The following is a 16,544-nucleotide window of genomic DNA, read 5'->3' on the forward strand; positions in this document are numbered from 1 at the left end:
ATTCAGTTTAAAACTGCTACCACGGGTTTTTTATGATATTAATTCGTTTTTTTTACCACAACTACAGCATCATACCGCCAAATAGGAAGCCGAATGTAACGGCTAATGCAACGGCGATAGTACCTGGTATAAAGAATGGGTGGTTAAAGACTAAGCGACCAATACGTGTTGTCCCGGTATCATCCATTTGAACCGCCGCAACAAGTGTTGGGTAAGTTGGCAGAATGAACAGGCCTGATACCGCTGCAAAAGAAGCGATGGCAGTCAGTGGGCTAACATGCAGTGCTAATGCCATTGGCATCAGTGCTTTAGCAGTTGCAGCTTGTGAATAAAGAAGAGCTGAACAGAAGAAGAAAATAACTGCTAACATCCAAGAGTGTTCGTGGATTAGGTCACCCGCAGTTGCTTTGATCCAGTCTAAGTTATGTTGTACGAAAGTATCACCTAACCAAGCCACACCTAAGATACAGATACATGCACTCATACCTGCTTTAAATGTACTTGAGTTGAGGATAGCATCCGTATTGACACGGCACAGTACAGTGATCAGTGTTGCAACAGTTAACATGATGATCAAAATGGCATTCGTCGTATTCATCAACGGTGTTTCAACGATCCCTAAACTTGGGCTGTTAATGATTGCATAAGCAACGACACTCACAACACCTAATAGAAATAGTAGAACAGAGGCTTTAGCACCGTCTTTGATTTCTTTTACTTGACTACCACGTAGTTCAACTAAACCTTCAGCTAAACGTTTTTGATAGATTGGGTCATCAGAAAGTTTAGAGTTGAAAGTCCAAGAGATGATGAATGACATCAAAATAATCGCAAGGAATGTTGATGGCAATAAAATCCCTAATAGCGTGATGTAGCTGACAGTGTTACCTGCACCCATCATTGCTGGATTTTCCATAACAGAGGCCATATAGACAACTGCTGCAGAAATTGGTGATGCAGTGATACCTATCTGCGCTGCAACTACGGCGGTAGATAGTGGACGACATGGTTTCACACCTTGCTCTTTCGCAACTTCAGCAATAACAGGTAGTGTTGCTAATGAAATATTACCTGTACCTGCAAATAGCGTCAGAAAATAAGTCACGATAGGGGCTAGGATCGTGATGTATTTTGGATTACGACGTAATAATTTTTCTGTTTGAGCAACCAAATAATCGAGACCACCTGCAATTTGCATTGCAGAGATGGCAGCGATAACAGCCATGATAATAGAGATTACGTCAAATGGAATTGTGCCCGGTTTCACGCCAATAGCTGCGAGTACCAAAACACCTAGGCCACCGGCAAAGCCGATACCTATCCCACCAAGACGGGCCCCCAAAAAAATGGCCAGCAGAACAATAATAAATTCTACGGCTAACATAGTGCTTACTCCTCGATAAAATGAAAATTAAAATTATGAAAATATTATGTTAATTTTTTGTATGTGCATTAATCAAAAAAGGCACGCTTTCTAATGAGAGGCGTGCCTTTATTTTTAAGTATTATTTATGATTTGCATCTATTTTTAGTCATCAAATCTTTTTGCTTTGTAAGCTGGGTGTTTTAAGTTCTCAACAGAGAAAATATCATCCAATTCAGCTTCAGTCAGTAGACCACGCTCAAGTACGACTTCGCGGACACTTTTACCTGTTTCAGCACAAATTTTACCCACGATATCACCATTATGGTGACCGATGAATGGGTTTAAGTAAGTGACGATACCGATAGAGTTAAACACGAATGCTTCACAGATTTCTTTATTCACTGTGATGCCATCGACGCATTTTTCGACGAGGTTGCGACAAGCGTTATTTAGCAGCGAAATTGATTCAAACATTGCTTGACCAATTGCTGGTTCCATAACGTTTAACTGCAACTGACCAGCTTCTGCTGCCATCATTACGCAAATATCGTTACCCATAACTTTAAAGCAAGCTTGGTTCACAACTTCTGGAATAACAGGGTTAACTTTTGCTGGCATGATTGAAGAACCTGCTTGTAATTCTGGCAGATTAATTTCTTTCAATCCAGTACGTGGACCTGAAGACAACAAACGTAAGTCATTACAGATTTTAGACAATTTAACTGCAAGACGTTTCAATGCCGCATGAACGGTAATGTAAGCACCACAGTCAGATGTTGCTTCGATGAGGTCTTCTGCTGGAACACAAGCTAGGCCTGTAACCTCAGCTAATTTCTCAACTGCAAGTTTTTGATAACCAGGAGCAGTATTCAGACCAGTACCGATAGCCGTTGCACCTAAGTTAACTTCAAGCAGTAAATCGATGCTGCGTTTTAAGTTTTTCTCTTCTTCTTTTAAAAGAGTTGCAAAAGCATGGAATTCTTGACCAACAGTCATTGGAACAGCATCCTGCAACTGGGTACGACCCATTTTCAGAATGTCTTTGTATTCTTCTGCTTTTCTTTCGAAACCTTTTTTCAGGTAAGTAACAGATTCAATTAATTTTAATACAGAGTTGTACACTGCGATACGGAACCCGGTAGGGTATGCATCGTTGGTAGATTGGCTTTTATTCAAATGGTCATTTGGGTTTAGGAACTCATATTCCCCTTTCTTATGACCCATTAGTTCAAGACCAATGTTTGCCAGAACTTCGTTGGTATTCATGTTGAGTGATGTACCCGCACCACCTTGGAATACGTCAACAGGGAACTGGTCCATACATTTACCATCGTTCAAAATCACATCACATGCTTTGATGATAGTTTCCGCAATACTACGCGGAATAGTGTGTTGCTCTTTATTAGCTAAAGCGGCGGCTTTTTTTACCATAACCATGCCACGGATAAACTCTGGGACATCATTGATGGTGCGGTCACTTATATAAAAGTTTTCAATCGCACGTAGAGTATGAACACCATAATAGGCATCTGCTGGAACTTCTTTCTTACCTAACAGGTCTTCTTCGATACGAAAATTGTTTGACATGAGAACCTTCTTAATTAGATTACAGTTACTGTCCGTTTTATGCGCTTCTAAAAAAAATATATATACCGTGAAACAAAACTTTGCAGGTGGTTAACACCTATTACTCCGTTGTCAGCATTATGTTCTACTGATTTATGGGTAGATCATATGCTTTTACACAGATAATGCCTTGAACCTAGATCACTATATAGTTTGATTTATGAAACAGATTTCACGATGTGTGATCTGAGTCACAGATAAGTGCTACTAACTAAAAAAAACCAACAGTTGAAATACGTTATATTCATCCCAATTATTATGGCTATACTAAAGAAAAAAGCGAATATTGAACGTTGTCTCTTAGATGCAGTTCACAAAGGTTTCCCTAGAGGCATTAAATAGTTGATAGCTTATTGAAATAAAGGAGAACTTGTGCGCTGGTTACCACTAATATTGATATGTCTTCTCATTTACATTGAGTCAGTCATATTTGTCCGAGTTGCTACTGAAGTTGGCGTGTTAATGACACTCCTTTTGGTTGTTCTTACCTCTTGTTTAGGGGTTTCCTTGGTGAAGAATCAAGGTATGAAAAATGTTATGCAGATTCAGCAAAAATTAGTTTCTGGTGAAAGTCCTGCGGCTGAAATGATTAAAAGTGTTGCGCTAGTATTAGCGGGCTTTTTATTAATTGTGCCAGGCTTTTTTACTGACTTTATTGGTCTGCTATTACTGCTACCCCCTGTTCAAAAATTATTCGTCATGCGGTTGATCCCACATATTCGTTTTTATCAGCCTGGAAATGGCTTTAATAATCCAGGTAGAAGCCATCCACAAAATGGTGATGTTTTTGAAGGTGAATTTCAACGTAAGCAGGATGATGCTTCTTATACTATTGATAATTCAGATACTATCGATGGTTCGAATAAATCGACAGATTCAGATAAAGACCCTCGCTCGAAGAATTAATTTTCTTTATTTATAGGGGAGATAAAAACAAAAAATTTTTATCTCCCCCCTTGAAGTCTCTTCCGCTAGCCCCAATCTGTTCAAACAGGGTACTAGTTTATTTGAGACATACTGGTATCGTCCGTTACCTAGTGTGGACTTTGTTTACAGGAGAACTATTAATGAAAATTCGTCCATTGCATGACCGTGTCATCGTTAAACGTAAAGAAGTTGAATCAAAATCTGCGGGTGGAATTGTTTTAACGGGAACTGCAGCGGGTAAATCTACTCGTGGTGAAGTCCTTGCAGTAGGCCACGGTCGCATCCTTGAAAATGGTGAAATTAAAGCACTGGATGTTAAAGTTGGCGATATCGTGATTTTTAACGACGGTTATGGCGTGAAAGCTGAAAAAATCGACAATCAAGAAGTGTTGATCATGTCAGAAAGCGATATTCTGGCGATTGTTGAAGCGTAATTTTCACTTAAAACTTCTCAACTAACGAAAAGAATTTGAAGGAAAGAGATAATGGCAGCTAAAGACGTTAAATTTGGTAGTGATGCACGTACGAAAATGCTTCGTGGTGTGAATATTCTTGCTGATGCAGTAAAAGTAACTTTAGGTCCTAAAGGCCGCAACGTAGTTTTAGATAAATCTTTTGGCTCACCTGTTATCACTAAAGATGGTGTTTCTGTTGCACGTGAAATTGAATTAGAAGATAAATTCGAAAACATGGGTGCTCAGATGCTGAAAGAAGTTGCATCTAAAGCTAACGATGCAGCGGGTGACGGTACAACAACTGCAACAGTTCTTGCTCAAGCTATCATCACTGAAGGCTTGAAAGCGGTTGCTGCGGGTATGAACCCGATGGATTTGAAACGCGGTATCGATAAAGCCGTTATTGCAGCAGTTGAAGAGCTTAAAGCGCTTTCTGTTCCATGTTCAGATACTAAATCAATCGCACAGGTTGGTACTATTTCTGCGAACTCTGACGAAACCGTTGGTAAATTAATCGCAGAAGCAATGGATAAAGTCGGCAAAGAAGGCGTTATCACTGTTGAAGAAGGTACTGGTCTGGAAGATGAGCTGGATGTTGTTGAAGGTATGCAGTTCGATCGCGGTTACCTGTCTCCTTATTTCATCAACAAACCTGAAACAGGCGCAGTTGAGCTGGAAAACCCATTCATCCTGTTAGTTGATAAAAAAATCTCTAACATTCGTGAATTATTGCCAGTATTAGAAGGCGTTGCGAAAGCAAGCAAACCACTTCTGATTGTTGCAGAAGATGTTGAAGGCGAAGCGTTGGCAACTTTGGTTGTTAATACTATGCGTGGCATCGTGAAAGTAGCCGCAGTTAAAGCCCCTGGTTTTGGTGATCGTCGTAAAGCAATGCTGCAAGATATCGCTGTATTGACTAACGCGACTGTGATCTCTGAAGAAATCGGTATGGAGCTTGAAAAAGCAACATTAGAAGATTTGGGTCAAGCAAAACGTATCGTTATTAATAAAGATACCACTATTATCATCGATGGTGTTGGTGATGAAGCGACTATTGCAGGACGTGTTGCTCAAATCCGTCAACAGATCGAAGAATCAACCTCAGATTATGACCGTGAAAAACTGCAAGAGCGTGTGGCTAAATTAGCTGGCGGCGTTGCAGTCATTAAAGTCGGTGCAGCAACTGAAGTTGAAATGAAAGAAAAACGTGCTCGTGTTGATGATGCTCTGCATGCAACTCGCGCAGCAGTAGAAGAAGGCGTTGTTGCTGGTGGTGGTACTGCACTGGTTCGTGTTGCTGCTAAGCTTGAAGGCATGAAAGGCGATAACGAAGATCAAACCGTTGGTATCCGTGTTGCATTACGTGCAATGGAATCACCAATGCGTCAAATCGTAACTAACGCAGGTGCTGAAGCGTCTGTGGTTGTTAACAACGTTAAAGCTTCTAAAGGCAACGAAGGTTACAACGCGGCAACTGATACTTATGGCGATATGATTGCTATGGGTATTTTGGACCCAACTAAAGTTGCACGTTCAGCGCTGCAATTTGCAGGTTCTATCGCAGGCCTGATGATCACTACAGAAGCTATGGTTACTGATCTGCCAAAATCAGATGCATCTGATTTAGGTGCAGGCGGTATGGGCGGAATGGGTGGAATGGGCGGTATGATGTAAGCCATTTGGCTGCATTATGCTCCAATCGCTCTAGTGGATGACACTAGAGATGGTGAAGCCTAATAAGACCGGCATTGTTAGTTTACCTAGCGATGCCGGTTTTTTTATTGCTAACAATTGTGCTTTGCAATTATTTTTGCGCAAAGGTAGTGCATCAGGTTATATTTAGCGTAAGGTAAAAAATGGTCTAAATAAGTAAAGAACAGAACAGGGTGTATTGGTGGTTTTGTGGTAAACTCTATTCGACTGATGGTATATGAAAACGTGAATATTGATTACTTTTAGTTAGCGCGTTAACGACATTCGAATTTTATCGCCCAATAGGGTGTGAATTTTGACTCTATCGCTGTTTAGAAATGTAGATGAAAATCTAAGTATTTCATAAAATAGAGTTATAAAACAAATGATTGGACGATATTAACTAAAGGCATTTTCAAACCAGCTGCAAAAACATAATGAATAATGAGGGAAAACATGCGAATTAAAGTATTGCTTGGTGCTGCTGCATTGCTGCTGTTAGCAGGTTGTACGACAACCACTAATTTATCTTCAGCAGGCTCACAAGTTCGTTTTGTTGAAAATCAACCTGGAAGTGATTGCCAGCTTCTTGGTCAGGTCGCAGGGACTCAAAGCAACTGGTTGAGTGGTGTGAATAATGAATCTAGCGCTATGCGCAGTGCTGCTAACGATTTACGTAATAAAGCAGCAGCAATGGGTGGTAATGTGATTTTTGGCGCAACTAGCCCGAGTGAAACCATTCTTTCTAGTTTCATACCCGTAGACAGTAAAATGATTGGTCAAGTTTATAAGTGCCCTTAAAATGAATTAATAACGCCCGATTGAAACTATTTGATTTTGGATTACTCAATAGTTTTCAGTAATTCGGGCGTTTTTCAATTTTAATTTTGCCTTAAATTGAGGTCGAGTAGTGTTTTACTTGGCTCTCCTCCAATTTCCCGCGCAAGCTTGGGTACTAGATATCCCGAAACTCGACTAAGTAGCTGTTGGATAAGCTGCCTAGCTTCTTGATCGCTCACGAGAAAGTGCGCAGCGCCTTGTACTTTATCCAGCACATGTAAGTAGTAGGGTAAAATTCCGGCATCAAATAAGGCATTACTTAGATTAGCTAGCGCGGTGACATTATCATTAACTTGGCGTAGTAAGACGCTTTGGTTTAATAAAGTGACTTTTGCGTTTTTAAGCTTTTGCATCGCAGCACTAAAGTCTGCATCAATTTCGTTGGCATGATTAACGTGAGTCACCATAATGACTTGTAGGCGTGAGTTTGCCAGCCTATCACACAAGGCATCAGTGATACGTTCAGGGATAACAACCGGCAAACGAGAGTGAATTCTAAGGCGCTTAATATGCTCAATAGATTCAAGTTGGCTAATCAGCCAATCGAGCTCACTGTCTTTTGCCATCAAAGGATCACCACCTGAGAAGATGATTTCATTGAGTTCAGCGTGATTTTTTATATAATCCATCGCCACTAACCAGTTATTTTTATTTCCCTTATTATCTCCATAAGGAAAATGCCTGCGAAAACAGTAGCGGCAGTTTACTGCACAGCCACCTTTAACCAGCATTAATGCGCGATTGTGGTATTTATGCAGTAAACTTGGGATCGCATTATCTTGCTCTTCCAGTGGATCAACAGAAAAGCCGGGATGTACATCGAACTCTGCTTTTGCGGTTAATACTTGCAATAGTAGAGGGTCTAATGGATCGCCTTTTTTCATTCTAGAGACAAAAGGATGAGGAACACGTAGTGGAAATAACTGACGTGCACTATGACCTTCTTTCGATGGTTGGTGGCTTTCCAAGTTTAATATTTGCAGCAATTCATCAGGATCCGTGATTGCTTCGGCAAGTTGTTGTATCCAGACTTCTCTGGATGGGGTATTTTGAGTTATAATATCGACCATTTTTTGGCTATGCCATTTTTAGTTTATAAATTAGAGGATCTCCATGGCTACTTATAGTACCAATGAATTCCGCTCAGGTCTTAAAATCATGTTAGATGGTGAGCCTTGTGTCGTTCTTGAAAGTGAATTTGTTAAACCGGGTAAAGGTCAAGCGTTCGCACGTGTGCGTCTTCGTAAACTGATTTCTAACAAATTGTTGGAAAAAACATTTAAATCTACTGATTCTGCAGAAGGTGCGGATGTCATGGATATGAACTTAACTTACCTTTATAACGATGGTGAGTTCTGGCATTTCATGAATAACGAGACTTTCGAACAGTTAGCGGCAGATGAAAAAACCGTTGGCGATAACGCTAAATGGTTAGTTGATCAAGCTGAATGTATTTTAACACTGTGGGATGGTCGTCCAATTTCAGTGACACCACCAAACTTTGTTGAATTAGAAATCACAGATACAGATCCAGGTCTGAAGGGTGATACAGCAGGTACAGGTGGTAAACCAGCAACGCTGAGCACAGGCGCAGTAGTTAAGGTTCCTCTATTTGTTCAAATCGGTGAAATTATCAAAGTTGATACGCGTTCAGGTGAATACGTTTCACGCGTAAAATAATTTTTCACGATCGAATTGAAAGACAAAAAGCCGTGGCTTCAATATCACGGCTTTTTTATGTTTAAAATTCAACTAGTGAGCATTAACAACATTTGGGCCCACCCTTACCGCCATAGCGCGCATCTTGCCGTTCTTTGAAAAACTCTTCGTAGGTCATCGGTGTTTGATCGGGATGAGTTACCTGCATATGTGCAACATAGTTATCATAATCAGGGATACCGACCATCATTTTTGCCGCTTGGCCTAGATAGCGTGCTGCATTACCCAGTGCTCCAAACATTTTGTATCCTCGTCATATTTTGTGTTGTAGCGTTGTTGGCTTCGCTCAGCTACCTTAGTCACATACTTGTGTATGCTCCTAAGGATATCCTCGTTTGCCGCCTAGCTACAACACAAACTATTTAGAGGATATCTCTGTCATGTGTCGTAGCGTTGTTGGCTTCGCTCAGCTACCTTAGTCACATACTTGTGTATGATTCTAAGGATATCCTCGCTTACCGCCTAGCTGCAACACAAACTATTTAGAGGATGACCCTGCCATATGTTGTGTTGTAGCGTTGTTGGCTTCGCTCAGCTACCTTAGTCACATACTTATGTTGCTCCTAAGGATAACTTCATTTGCCGCCTAGCTGCAGCACGAATTATTTTAGATATCGACTTTTTTGTCGCATACAATTTAATTATTGATAACCAACTTAATGATGGCGTGTATTGGCCACGATATCTTTATAGTTTGCTGGCATTGGCTCATAAGGAACCTCATTAGCAGTTGGTTCATCAGACTTCAATGCTTTTAGCGCGGTACGTATTGAGAATAGCGCTAAGAAGACGACGACAATCATAAAGAATATGGTTAAGCCTGCATCTAATCGGTTATTGAATATTAACTGATTCAATTGTGATTCAGTATACTGCACAGGAATATTACCGCTATCAATCATTGCTTGGAATTTATTTGCTACAGCTAAGAAGCCAACACGAGCATCTTCGCTGAAGGTTTTTTGCCAGCCAGCAGTCATGGTACAAATCAATAACCAAGATGTTGGTACCAAGGCTACCCACGCATATCTTTGACGCTTCATTTTGAATAGCACAACTGCACATAGCATTAATGCCATACCTGCGAGCATTTGGTTGGCAATACCAAACAGCGGCCATAAGGTATTGATACCGCCAAGTGGGTCAACGACACCTTGATGAAGGAAATAGCCCCAAGCAAGTACACATAATGCGGTTGCCATTAGATTAGCAGGTAGCGAATCGGTTCGTTTCAAGGACGGGGAAATAACACCCAGCAAATCTTGTAACATAAAGCGCGCAGCACGGGTACCTGCATCAACAGCGGTAAGAATAAATAAGGCTTCAAATAAAATGGCAAAGTGATACCAGAATGCCACGTTCATCAACCCGCCTAATGCACCGTGTAGAATGTAAGCCATACCGACAGCGAGTGTTGGTGCTCCTCCTGCGCGAGAAATAATACTGCTTTCTCCGACATCATTGGCTATTTGATGTAATTGATCAGGTGTGATTTGAAAACCCCAACTACTAACAACTTGAGCAGCTGATACCACGACATCTTGTGTTCCAGCAGGTGCAAGCATTGCCATTGGACTATTCATAGCAAAATAAACACCAGGGTCAATCACACAAGCTGCGACCAATGCCATGATAGCGACAAATGACTCCATTAACATGCCACCATAACCGATAAAGCAGGCTTGATTTTCATTAGCGAGCATTTTCGGTGTGGTGCCTGATGCTATTAATGCATGGAAACCAGAAACTGCGCCACAAGCAATGGTGATAAATAAGAATGGGAAAAGGTCGCCCGCCCAAACAGGGCCTGTACCATCAATATATTTAGTTAATGCGGGCATTTGCAGGCTAGGATTTAAAATTAAAATACCAATAGCAAGACCAATAATTGTACCGATTTTTAAGAAGGTAGAAAGATAGTCTCGCGGTGCAAGCAATAGCCATACAGGTAAAACAGCAGCAACAAAGCCATAGCCAACTAGCATCCACGTTAGTTGTACACCTGTATAATCAAAGTAAGGAGCCCATGTTTCGCTTTCGGCTATCCAGCCTCCAGAGATAATTGCGAAGATTAAAAAGACTAAACCGATTATGGAAACTTCGCCAATACGTCCGGGACGAATATAACGTGTATAAATTCCCATAAAAATAGCGAGAGGGATAGTAAATGCAACTGTATAAGTTCCCCAAGGGCTATGAGTTAAAGCTTTTACAACAATCATGGCGAGAACGGCTAGAATGATGACCATAATCATAAAACAGGCGATGAGTGCGAGAATTCCCGCGGTATTGCCCATTTCCTCTTTAACTAACTCGCCTAAAGAACGGCCATCACGGCGTGTTGATACAAATAACACCATAAAATCTTGAACCGCACCCGCAAGCACAACACCAGCAAGCAGCCATAACATGCCGGGGAGATAACCCATCTGCGCAGCAAGCACAGGGCCGACTAAAGGGCCTGCACCGGCGATTGCGGCAAAATGGTGACCAAATAAAACTTTTTTATCTGTTGGAACGTAATCAAGCCCATCATTATGACGAATTGCAGGTGTCATGCGCGTTTCGTCAACTTGAAGCACTTTCTTGGCAATAAAAATACCATAATAACGATATGCGATAAGATAAACGCAGACTGCGGCAACAACAATCCACAGTGCGTTTATCTGTTCACCACGATTTAAGGCTACATAACCTAGCGAAAAAGCGCCAAGCAGAGCGAGAGCAATCCATATCAATTGTTTACCCATAGCTATCCCCGTCTATTAATTTATTGGTTTTTTATTATTAATTTAAGTAAAACTGTGAAAGGTATAACCATACTTAGAGGAAAGGAAAAGTAGCTAAAACGAGACACCAAGTTGAAACTTGTAAGTAAATTTAATAATTGCAGTTCATATCACTAAATAAGGGTAAATTATTGGATTTTATTCGGATTGTGACTATGAAAACAAATGGGTATAAGGTTAAAGTCTGAAAATATTAATTATTTCAATATTTAAATCTAATTCGATCTTTTGTTTCTTTGATTAAAAATGCGGGAATATTTGGTATTCATAAAAAGAAACCGGAAGATAAAACTTCCGGTATTTCAATATGTAGATTTAAGCCTGTCTTAAGCGTTGGATTATTTTTTTACCAAAAAGCGTCATAATAAGACCTAACATAATCAAGATGAGGCCAGCAATTTGTATGCTATTGATATGTTCACCAAGGAATAATGCACTACTACTCAATCCAAAAACGGGAACGAGAAGCGAGAAGGGAGCAACTCGCCATGCTTCGTAACGTCCTAGCAGTACACCCCATAGCCCATAGCCAATAAAAGTTGATAAGTAGGCAAGATATAGGATCACGCCAAATATTGACCAATTGAAAGAGGATAGCCCTTCAACGATTGCCTCTTCACCTTCAAAAATCCATGAGCACAGCAAAAATGGAATAATTGGAATTAGAGCACTCCAACTAACAAGAGAGAGAGCACTACACTTATTTTCACCTTGGTTTTGCATAATAATTCTATTGGTGATATTTCCACATGCCCATGATAATCCGGCAATTAATGTAAACATTAGCCCAAGGAATGGAATATCATCTAGCCCGCCAGAGGTGGCTCCATTGGCTAAAACAGTGAGTCCCGTAATAGCAATAAACATACCAATAAAATGAGTGGCTTGAAGGGATTCTTTTAAAATCATAGCCCCTAATAGTAGAGTAAAAAAGGCTTGGGACTGAAGAATGACAGAGGTGATTCCAGCTGGCATTCCGACTCTAATGGCACTAAAAAGAAATGCAAACTGCCCAAAGCTGATAGTTAGCCCATATAACAACAGCAATTTAAAGGGAATTTTAGGTCGTTTAAAAATAAAAATTGCAGGAAATGCGACAAAAGCAAAACGTAAGGCACCAAGTAATAGTGGTGGTAAGGCGGTGACCCCAAGTTTGATAATGACAAAGTTAACGCCCCAAATAATCACCACGCAAAGGGCGAGTAATATATCTTTGAAACTCATGCTATTTTCTCAATAATAATCGACATTATGCTTTCTACTTTACCCTTGGTGATACAAGAGTGCGATGACAACTGTGCTAGATGATAAAATAAAGTATAAATAGGTTAATTACCGTCACTGATTTGGACTTATATGTTATTTTGCATGGCTTGAGTCTTAGAACACGAACGTTTATAATCAATACTCAAATCAATCGTGTTCAGGACGACCTGAATCGCGTTCAAATAATGGGGACGACCCTGAGTAGTTTACAGGAGAATTGGCAATGGCCTGGATCATCCTCTTATTCGCTGGTCTATTAGAAATCGTTTGGGCGATTGGATTAAAATATACCCACGGTTTCACTCGACTCACACCAAGTATCATTACTATTGTTGCCATTATTGCAAGTATGGGACTGTTAGCCTATGCAATGCGTGATTTGCCAGCTGGAACAGCTTATGCAATCTGGACAGGAATTGGTGCAGTTGGTACCGCAATTGTCGGTATTATTTTCTTGGGCGAGTCAGCGAATATATTTCGTTTGCTGAGTTTAGGCTTAATAGTCGTGGGCCTAATTGGACTGAAAGTATCGAGTTAATCATTTAAAATTAATAAACGGGCAGCTTTAATGCCCGTTTATATTTAGCTTAATATTATTTATCATCATAATTCAAAATTTATTTTTTTATATAACGTGATGGCCATATTTCAGCTGGATTTATCTCTAAAAATTCTGCAATAATTCTTTCTCCTTTAGGCCAGCGCCTTGAAAGGGCATTACTAAGTGTGGCTGAATTTAAACCTGCAGATCGAGATATCGCTGACAAAGTTGAGCCTTTTTTTCTTATTGCGGCAATGATATCCGCAGGATGCCAATCGGGTTTCATATGTTCTCCAATAATTAATAGTTAATTAAATATGTTCTATAATTAATGTGAAATTAACTTTCACATTTTTAACTGAATTTTACTTATTAATGTAAACGGTAAGTTTATTTTTTAATAGTTATATTAAACTAACCTTTTAATGTTTATTTTGATGTGATAAAAATATATTGATTTGAACTTTTATGCTTAATTAATTTAAGTGGTCACTTAAAAACAATCAATGTTAAGGTTAATCTTATGGATGTTAAAAGCAAGTTTTTAGAAAAATCTTGTGCTAATTTATCGAGTTTATTCTCTAATTATTTTGATTGGAATGATATTGATCTTTCTTTTTCTAGAATTGATATTTTAAATAAAGAAATTAGTATAATTTCTAATAATTATGAATGGTTGCTAATGTATTGGGATGATGATTTAGATAAAATAATTAGTGAAAGACTTTCATCAGGAATTCAGTATTGGGCTAATTATTCAAATTCTTATAAAAACACTTTGGCTAAATCAAATAAAAATGCTTTAAAAGTAGATTTTTGTACTAAGTATGGAGGTGTTTATGAAATAACATCAATAAATTCAAAGAAAAAACTATCAATAAAAGACATGATAGCAATTTATAAATGCCGGCCTATAGTATCGGATTATGCACATAGTACATGGAAAAAGGATGATAGTGTTATATTGCCACAAAGAGAAAATATAGTTTTGCCAATAGAATCAATTGGAAATCAAGAGTTACAGGAGGTTGAACCATTAGATATCCATCAATATATGCGTTTCGGTAATATTCGATTCACTCGTAAAGAGATCATAACTATTCGGTTATTATTATCTCATTGTAAGGTTAAAGAAATTAGTTATATTCAAGGATGTTCAGAAGCCTGTGAACACAAACGCATTCTACGTATTAAAGAAAAACTTAATTGCCCTCATGCATCTTCAAGCAGTTTATTTAATGCTTTAAAAGAAAATGGCATTACGCTAGCTTGCTTGGAAACTTTAGTTAGTTATCCATAGATATCTATTGATATTTTTTATTTAATTTAAATTAAAAAAGTGAAATGGAATATAACAAGGAAATGTTATGAAATGGAAGTTAAGATTTGGTGCTGCATTAGGAAATACACTTGAATATTACGATATTGCAGTTTTCGCTGCTATTTCTATATATTTAAGTGCTGAGTTAGAACGATTGGGATATGTACAGGCAACAGAAATGATTTGCATTACGATTTTTAATTCGACCAATAGGTGGGTATGTGATAGGTCGTTATGCAGATAATGCAGGTAAAAAATCGGCATTAGTTTTAACGAGCTTAATAACAGGTACAGCAACGTTGTGCATGGCCCTTTTACCTATTCAGTTATTAGGCACATATACTCCATTGGTTATTCTTATTTTACAATTAGCACTTTCTTTTAGCTTTGCGGGGGAATTTCCTTCTTTAGTGATTTATTTACTTAATAGTGCAAAAAATAATGAACGTGGACGGGTTTCATCAATGGCGGTTGGTAGTTCTGTTCTTGGTATCATTATATCATTAGGGTTAGTTCTTACACTTCAAAGTAATCTTGATGAAGAAACTATGCAGTCTATAGGTTGGCGAATTCCTTTATTTTTAGGTGTGATTAATATAGCCGTAAGTTTTTGGTTTAGAAGTAAACTACCTAGTCAACCAACTATGAGTAATAAATTATATAAAATTAATTGGTATTTAGTGTTTCATGTTATTTTACTGACTATTCCTGGTACTGTTATTTTTTATGCACAAAATATTTCCACTTCTTTGATACTCGAATACTTAAAGATAGGTGAATATAAAAATATATATGCTATATCTTTATCTGGTTTATTATTAATATTTATGACATTTTGTGGGTGGTGGACAGATAAATATAGTTCATCAATAAAAGTTTTTAAAGCTGGAGTGATGGGTATGATTTTATTCTCAGCTCCACTTTATTTTGTATTAAATAGTGATATTTTGTTTTTCATTCTTCTTTCTCAGTTACTAATGACTATTTATTCCTCAATGATATTATGTAATTTATCTGCTGTATTAGCGGACTATTCAAATGGGCAAGTGACTATATTGGGAATTGGTTATAATTGTTCAGCTGCATTTCTTGGTGGAATAACACCATTGATGGTTAATTATTTAAGTGATTTTAACTTGGCTTTCGTCGGTGGGTTTATTGCTATATGTGGTTTGGCTTTTTTTATTTCTTATTGGCTTCCGAAGTCTAAATCACTAGAATTAAATTAGTAGGTTTAACACCCTCAAATAATTAAATGATTTTTTGGGGGTGTTTATCTTAAATTTAAGGTGTACTTTATTGCTATTTTAATTAGCTAATACTATTAGAATAACTCTAATGGTTCTACTTTCGAAATAAATTAACTTAAAAATTTTATAAAGCGTTGGTATAGTAAATCCCCTAAATTGTATTGATCATATTCGTCGCTAGTGGATAAATTATCAACAGCTGCATGCATGGAATGGTAAATCATTGTCGCCATTAAATTAAGGGGGAGCGGATGCCACTCTTTGTTTTTTTCACCAAGCGCTAAAATTTCTTTTATTTGCCAGACAGCCCTTTCTTCGTGGTTATTTGCGCGACCATGATATTCATCATGAAAAAGCATATTGTGGATTTGCTGTTTTTCAACATAGTATTTAACGCTATTTTCACACCAAGATTTTAATTTAGATGAGGCTGTTTCTTGTTTTATGAGATAATTTTCGATATTACCTAAATACCAATCCATATAACGGGTACGAAGTCCTTCCATAATATCATTTTTTGATTGAAAATAATGATAGAAAGTCCCTTTTGCAACATCTGCTGACAACACAATTTCACTCACTGTTGTATTTACAAAACCTTTTGATAAAAAAAGTTTTTCAGCCGAATTCATAAGATCATCCAGTCGTTCTTCTGCAGGTTTTGTTCTTGGTTTCTTGGATTGTATTGTCATGTCTTCGGCTCTTAATATCGTTATTAGTACAACTCAGTGAATAAAATAAGGTAATTAGAA

The 16,544-nt window shown here is 38.4% G+C and carries 17 protein-coding genes; 9 read left to right on the forward strand and 8 right to left on the reverse strand.

Annotation, left to right across the window (positions count from 1 at the left end):
• Positions 1-61: 61 nt before the first annotated feature.
• Together AAZR93_RS11025 and aspA are read right to left on the reverse strand one after the other, a co-directional pair.
• Positions 62-1,384 (reverse strand): anaerobic C4-dicarboxylate transporter, encoded by a 1,323-nt coding sequence (locus AAZR93_RS11025; protein ID WP_294109359.1) that lies wholly within the window; start codon positions 1,382-1,384, stop codon positions 62-64.
• A gap of 144 nt (positions 1,385-1,528) precedes the next feature.
• Positions 1,529-2,953 carry an aspartate ammonia-lyase gene (gene aspA / locus AAZR93_RS11030; RefSeq protein ID WP_294109367.1) on the reverse strand — a complete coding sequence of 475 codons (1,425 nt, stop codon included), beginning with the start codon at positions 2,951-2,953 and terminating at the stop codon, positions 1,529-1,531.
• A gap of 411 nt (positions 2,954-3,364) precedes the next feature.
• Here aspA and AAZR93_RS11035 point away from each other — a divergent pair, with 411 nt between their 5' ends.
• The 4 genes from AAZR93_RS11035 (at position 3,365) to AAZR93_RS11050 (ending at position 6,867) form a co-directional block, all read left to right on the forward strand.
• Positions 3,365-3,898: an FxsA family protein gene (locus AAZR93_RS11035; RefSeq protein ID WP_294109376.1), complete on the forward strand. Its 534-nt coding sequence runs from the start codon at positions 3,365-3,367 to the stop codon at positions 3,896-3,898.
• A gap of 161 nt (positions 3,899-4,059) precedes the next feature.
• Entirely contained in the window at positions 4,060-4,353 is a 294-nt protein-coding gene (locus AAZR93_RS11040; protein WP_294109395.1) for a co-chaperone GroES, read from the forward strand.
• A gap of 51 nt (positions 4,354-4,404) precedes the next feature.
• Positions 4,405-6,048: a chaperonin GroEL gene (gene groL, locus AAZR93_RS11045; protein WP_294109402.1), complete on the forward strand. Its 1,644-nt coding sequence runs from the start codon at positions 4,405-4,407 to the stop codon at positions 6,046-6,048.
• Positions 6,049-6,522: 474 nt separating this feature from the next.
• Entirely contained in the window at positions 6,523-6,867 is a 345-nt protein-coding gene (locus AAZR93_RS11050) for a DUF4156 domain-containing protein (protein ID WP_294109412.1), read from the forward strand.
• A gap of 80 nt (positions 6,868-6,947) precedes the next feature.
• Here AAZR93_RS11050 and epmB read toward each other — a convergent pair whose 3' ends face one another.
• Positions 6,948-7,976 carry an EF-P beta-lysylation protein EpmB gene (gene epmB / locus AAZR93_RS11055; protein WP_434719830.1) on the reverse strand — a complete coding sequence of 343 codons (1,029 nt, stop codon included), beginning with the start codon at positions 7,974-7,976 and terminating at the stop codon, positions 6,948-6,950.
• A gap of 43 nt (positions 7,977-8,019) precedes the next feature.
• On the opposite strand from epmB, the gene efp reads away from it, so the two are divergent.
• Positions 8,020-8,586 carry an elongation factor P gene (efp, locus tag AAZR93_RS11060; RefSeq protein WP_294109430.1) on the forward strand — a complete coding sequence of 189 codons (567 nt, stop codon included), beginning with the start codon at positions 8,020-8,022 and terminating at the stop codon, positions 8,584-8,586.
• Positions 8,587-8,668: 82 nt separating this feature from the next.
• Here efp and AAZR93_RS11065 read toward each other — a convergent pair whose 3' ends face one another.
• The 3 genes from AAZR93_RS11065 to AAZR93_RS11075 all read right to left on the reverse strand — a co-directional run bounded on the left by AAZR93_RS11065 (position 8,669) and on the right by AAZR93_RS11075 (position 12,638).
• Entirely contained in the window at positions 8,669-8,866 is a 198-nt protein-coding gene (locus AAZR93_RS11065) for a YbdD/YjiX family protein (protein ID WP_434719831.1), read from the reverse strand.
• A gap of 415 nt (positions 8,867-9,281) precedes the next feature.
• The gene (gene cstA / locus AAZR93_RS11070; protein WP_294109447.1) at positions 9,282-11,375 is read right to left on the reverse strand and encodes a pyruvate/proton symporter CstA; all 2,094 of its coding nucleotides are present in this window, start codon (positions 11,373-11,375) and stop codon (positions 9,282-9,284) included.
• Between the two features lie 354 nt (positions 11,376-11,729).
• On the reverse strand, positions 11,730-12,638 hold the full coding sequence (locus AAZR93_RS11075; protein WP_434719832.1) for an EamA family transporter: 909 nt from the start codon (positions 12,636-12,638) through the stop codon (positions 11,730-11,732).
• Positions 12,639-12,903: 265 nt separating this feature from the next.
• Here AAZR93_RS11075 and sugE point away from each other — a divergent pair, with 265 nt between their 5' ends.
• The gene (gene sugE, locus AAZR93_RS11080; protein ID WP_434719833.1) at positions 12,904-13,218 is read left to right on the forward strand and encodes a quaternary ammonium compound efflux SMR transporter SugE; all 315 of its coding nucleotides are present in this window, start codon (positions 12,904-12,906) and stop codon (positions 13,216-13,218) included.
• Positions 13,219-13,297: 79 nt separating this feature from the next.
• Here sugE and AAZR93_RS11085 read toward each other — a convergent pair whose 3' ends face one another.
• Positions 13,298-13,507 carry a helix-turn-helix domain-containing protein gene (locus AAZR93_RS11085; protein ID WP_434719834.1) on the reverse strand — a complete coding sequence of 70 codons (210 nt, stop codon included), beginning with the start codon at positions 13,505-13,507 and terminating at the stop codon, positions 13,298-13,300.
• A 237-nt stretch (positions 13,508-13,744) separates the two neighbouring features.
• Here AAZR93_RS11085 and AAZR93_RS11090 point away from each other — a divergent pair, with 237 nt between their 5' ends.
• The 3 genes from AAZR93_RS11090 to AAZR93_RS11100 all read left to right on the forward strand — a co-directional run bounded on the left by AAZR93_RS11090 (position 13,745) and on the right by AAZR93_RS11100 (position 15,771).
• Positions 13,745-14,521 (forward strand): hypothetical protein, encoded by a 777-nt coding sequence (locus tag AAZR93_RS11090; protein ID WP_434719835.1) that lies wholly within the window; start codon positions 13,745-13,747, stop codon positions 14,519-14,521.
• Positions 14,522-14,588: 67 nt separating this feature from the next.
• Positions 14,589-14,786, forward strand: a complete 198-nt coding sequence (locus AAZR93_RS11095; protein ID WP_434719836.1) for a hypothetical protein — start codon at positions 14,589-14,591, stop codon at positions 14,784-14,786.
• The gene (locus AAZR93_RS11100) at positions 14,764-15,771 is read left to right on the forward strand and encodes an MFS transporter (protein ID WP_434719837.1); all 1,008 of its coding nucleotides are present in this window, start codon (positions 14,764-14,766) and stop codon (positions 15,769-15,771) included. Before AAZR93_RS11095 ends, AAZR93_RS11100 begins: the two co-directional genes overlap by 23 nt.
• Positions 15,772-15,902: 131 nt before the next feature.
• On the opposite strand, the gene AAZR93_RS11105 is transcribed toward AAZR93_RS11100, so the two are convergent.
• On the reverse strand, positions 15,903-16,484 hold the full coding sequence (locus tag AAZR93_RS11105; RefSeq protein WP_434719838.1) for a TetR/AcrR family transcriptional regulator: 582 nt from the start codon (positions 16,482-16,484) through the stop codon (positions 15,903-15,905).
• Positions 16,485-16,544 lie beyond the last annotated feature (60 nt).

Origin of the sequence: Providencia sp. Je.9.19 (genome assembly GCF_051129765.1) — a bacterium.
Lineage (GTDB): Bacteria > Pseudomonadota > Gammaproteobacteria > Enterobacterales > Enterobacteriaceae > Providencia.

What these genes read in the sequence shown, in the direction of transcription:
- AAZR93_RS11025 (WP_294109359.1), bottom strand. Translation starts at nt 1,384, where the DNA reads ATGTTAGCCGTAGAATTTATTATTGTTCTGCTGGCCATTTTTTTGGGG.
- aspA (WP_294109367.1), bottom strand. Translation starts at nt 2,953, where the DNA reads ATGTCAAACAATTTTCGTATCGAAGAAGACCTGTTAGGTAAGAAAGAA.
- AAZR93_RS11040 (WP_294109395.1), top strand. Translation starts at nt 4,060, where the DNA reads ATGAAAATTCGTCCATTGCATGACCGTGTCATCGTTAAACGTAAAGAA.
- groL (WP_294109402.1), top strand. Translation starts at nt 4,405, where the DNA reads ATGGCAGCTAAAGACGTTAAATTTGGTAGTGATGCACGTACGAAAATG.
- AAZR93_RS11050 (WP_294109412.1), top strand. Translation starts at nt 6,523, where the DNA reads ATGCGAATTAAAGTATTGCTTGGTGCTGCTGCATTGCTGCTGTTAGCA.
- epmB (WP_434719830.1), bottom strand. Translation starts at nt 7,976, where the DNA reads ATGGTCGATATTATAACTCAAAATACCCCATCCAGAGAAGTCTGGATA.
- efp (WP_294109430.1), top strand. Translation starts at nt 8,020, where the DNA reads ATGGCTACTTATAGTACCAATGAATTCCGCTCAGGTCTTAAAATCATG.
- AAZR93_RS11065 (WP_434719831.1), bottom strand. Translation starts at nt 8,866, where the DNA reads ATGTTTGGAGCACTGGGTAATGCAGCACGCTATCTAGGCCAAGCGGCA.
- cstA (WP_294109447.1), bottom strand. Translation starts at nt 11,375, where the DNA reads ATGGGTAAACAATTGATATGGATTGCTCTCGCTCTGCTTGGCGCTTTT.
- AAZR93_RS11075 (WP_434719832.1), bottom strand. Translation starts at nt 12,638, where the DNA reads ATGAGTTTCAAAGATATATTACTCGCCCTTTGCGTGGTGATTATTTGG.
- sugE (WP_434719833.1), top strand. Translation starts at nt 12,904, where the DNA reads ATGGCCTGGATCATCCTCTTATTCGCTGGTCTATTAGAAATCGTTTGG.
- AAZR93_RS11085 (WP_434719834.1), bottom strand. Translation starts at nt 13,507, where the DNA reads ATGAAACCCGATTGGCATCCTGCGGATATCATTGCCGCAATAAGAAAA.
- AAZR93_RS11090 (WP_434719835.1), top strand. Translation starts at nt 13,745, where the DNA reads ATGGATGTTAAAAGCAAGTTTTTAGAAAAATCTTGTGCTAATTTATCG.
- AAZR93_RS11095 (WP_434719836.1), top strand. Translation starts at nt 14,589, where the DNA reads ATGAAATGGAAGTTAAGATTTGGTGCTGCATTAGGAAATACACTTGAA.
- AAZR93_RS11105 (WP_434719838.1), bottom strand. Translation starts at nt 16,484, where the DNA reads ATGACAATACAATCCAAGAAACCAAGAACAAAACCTGCAGAAGAACGA.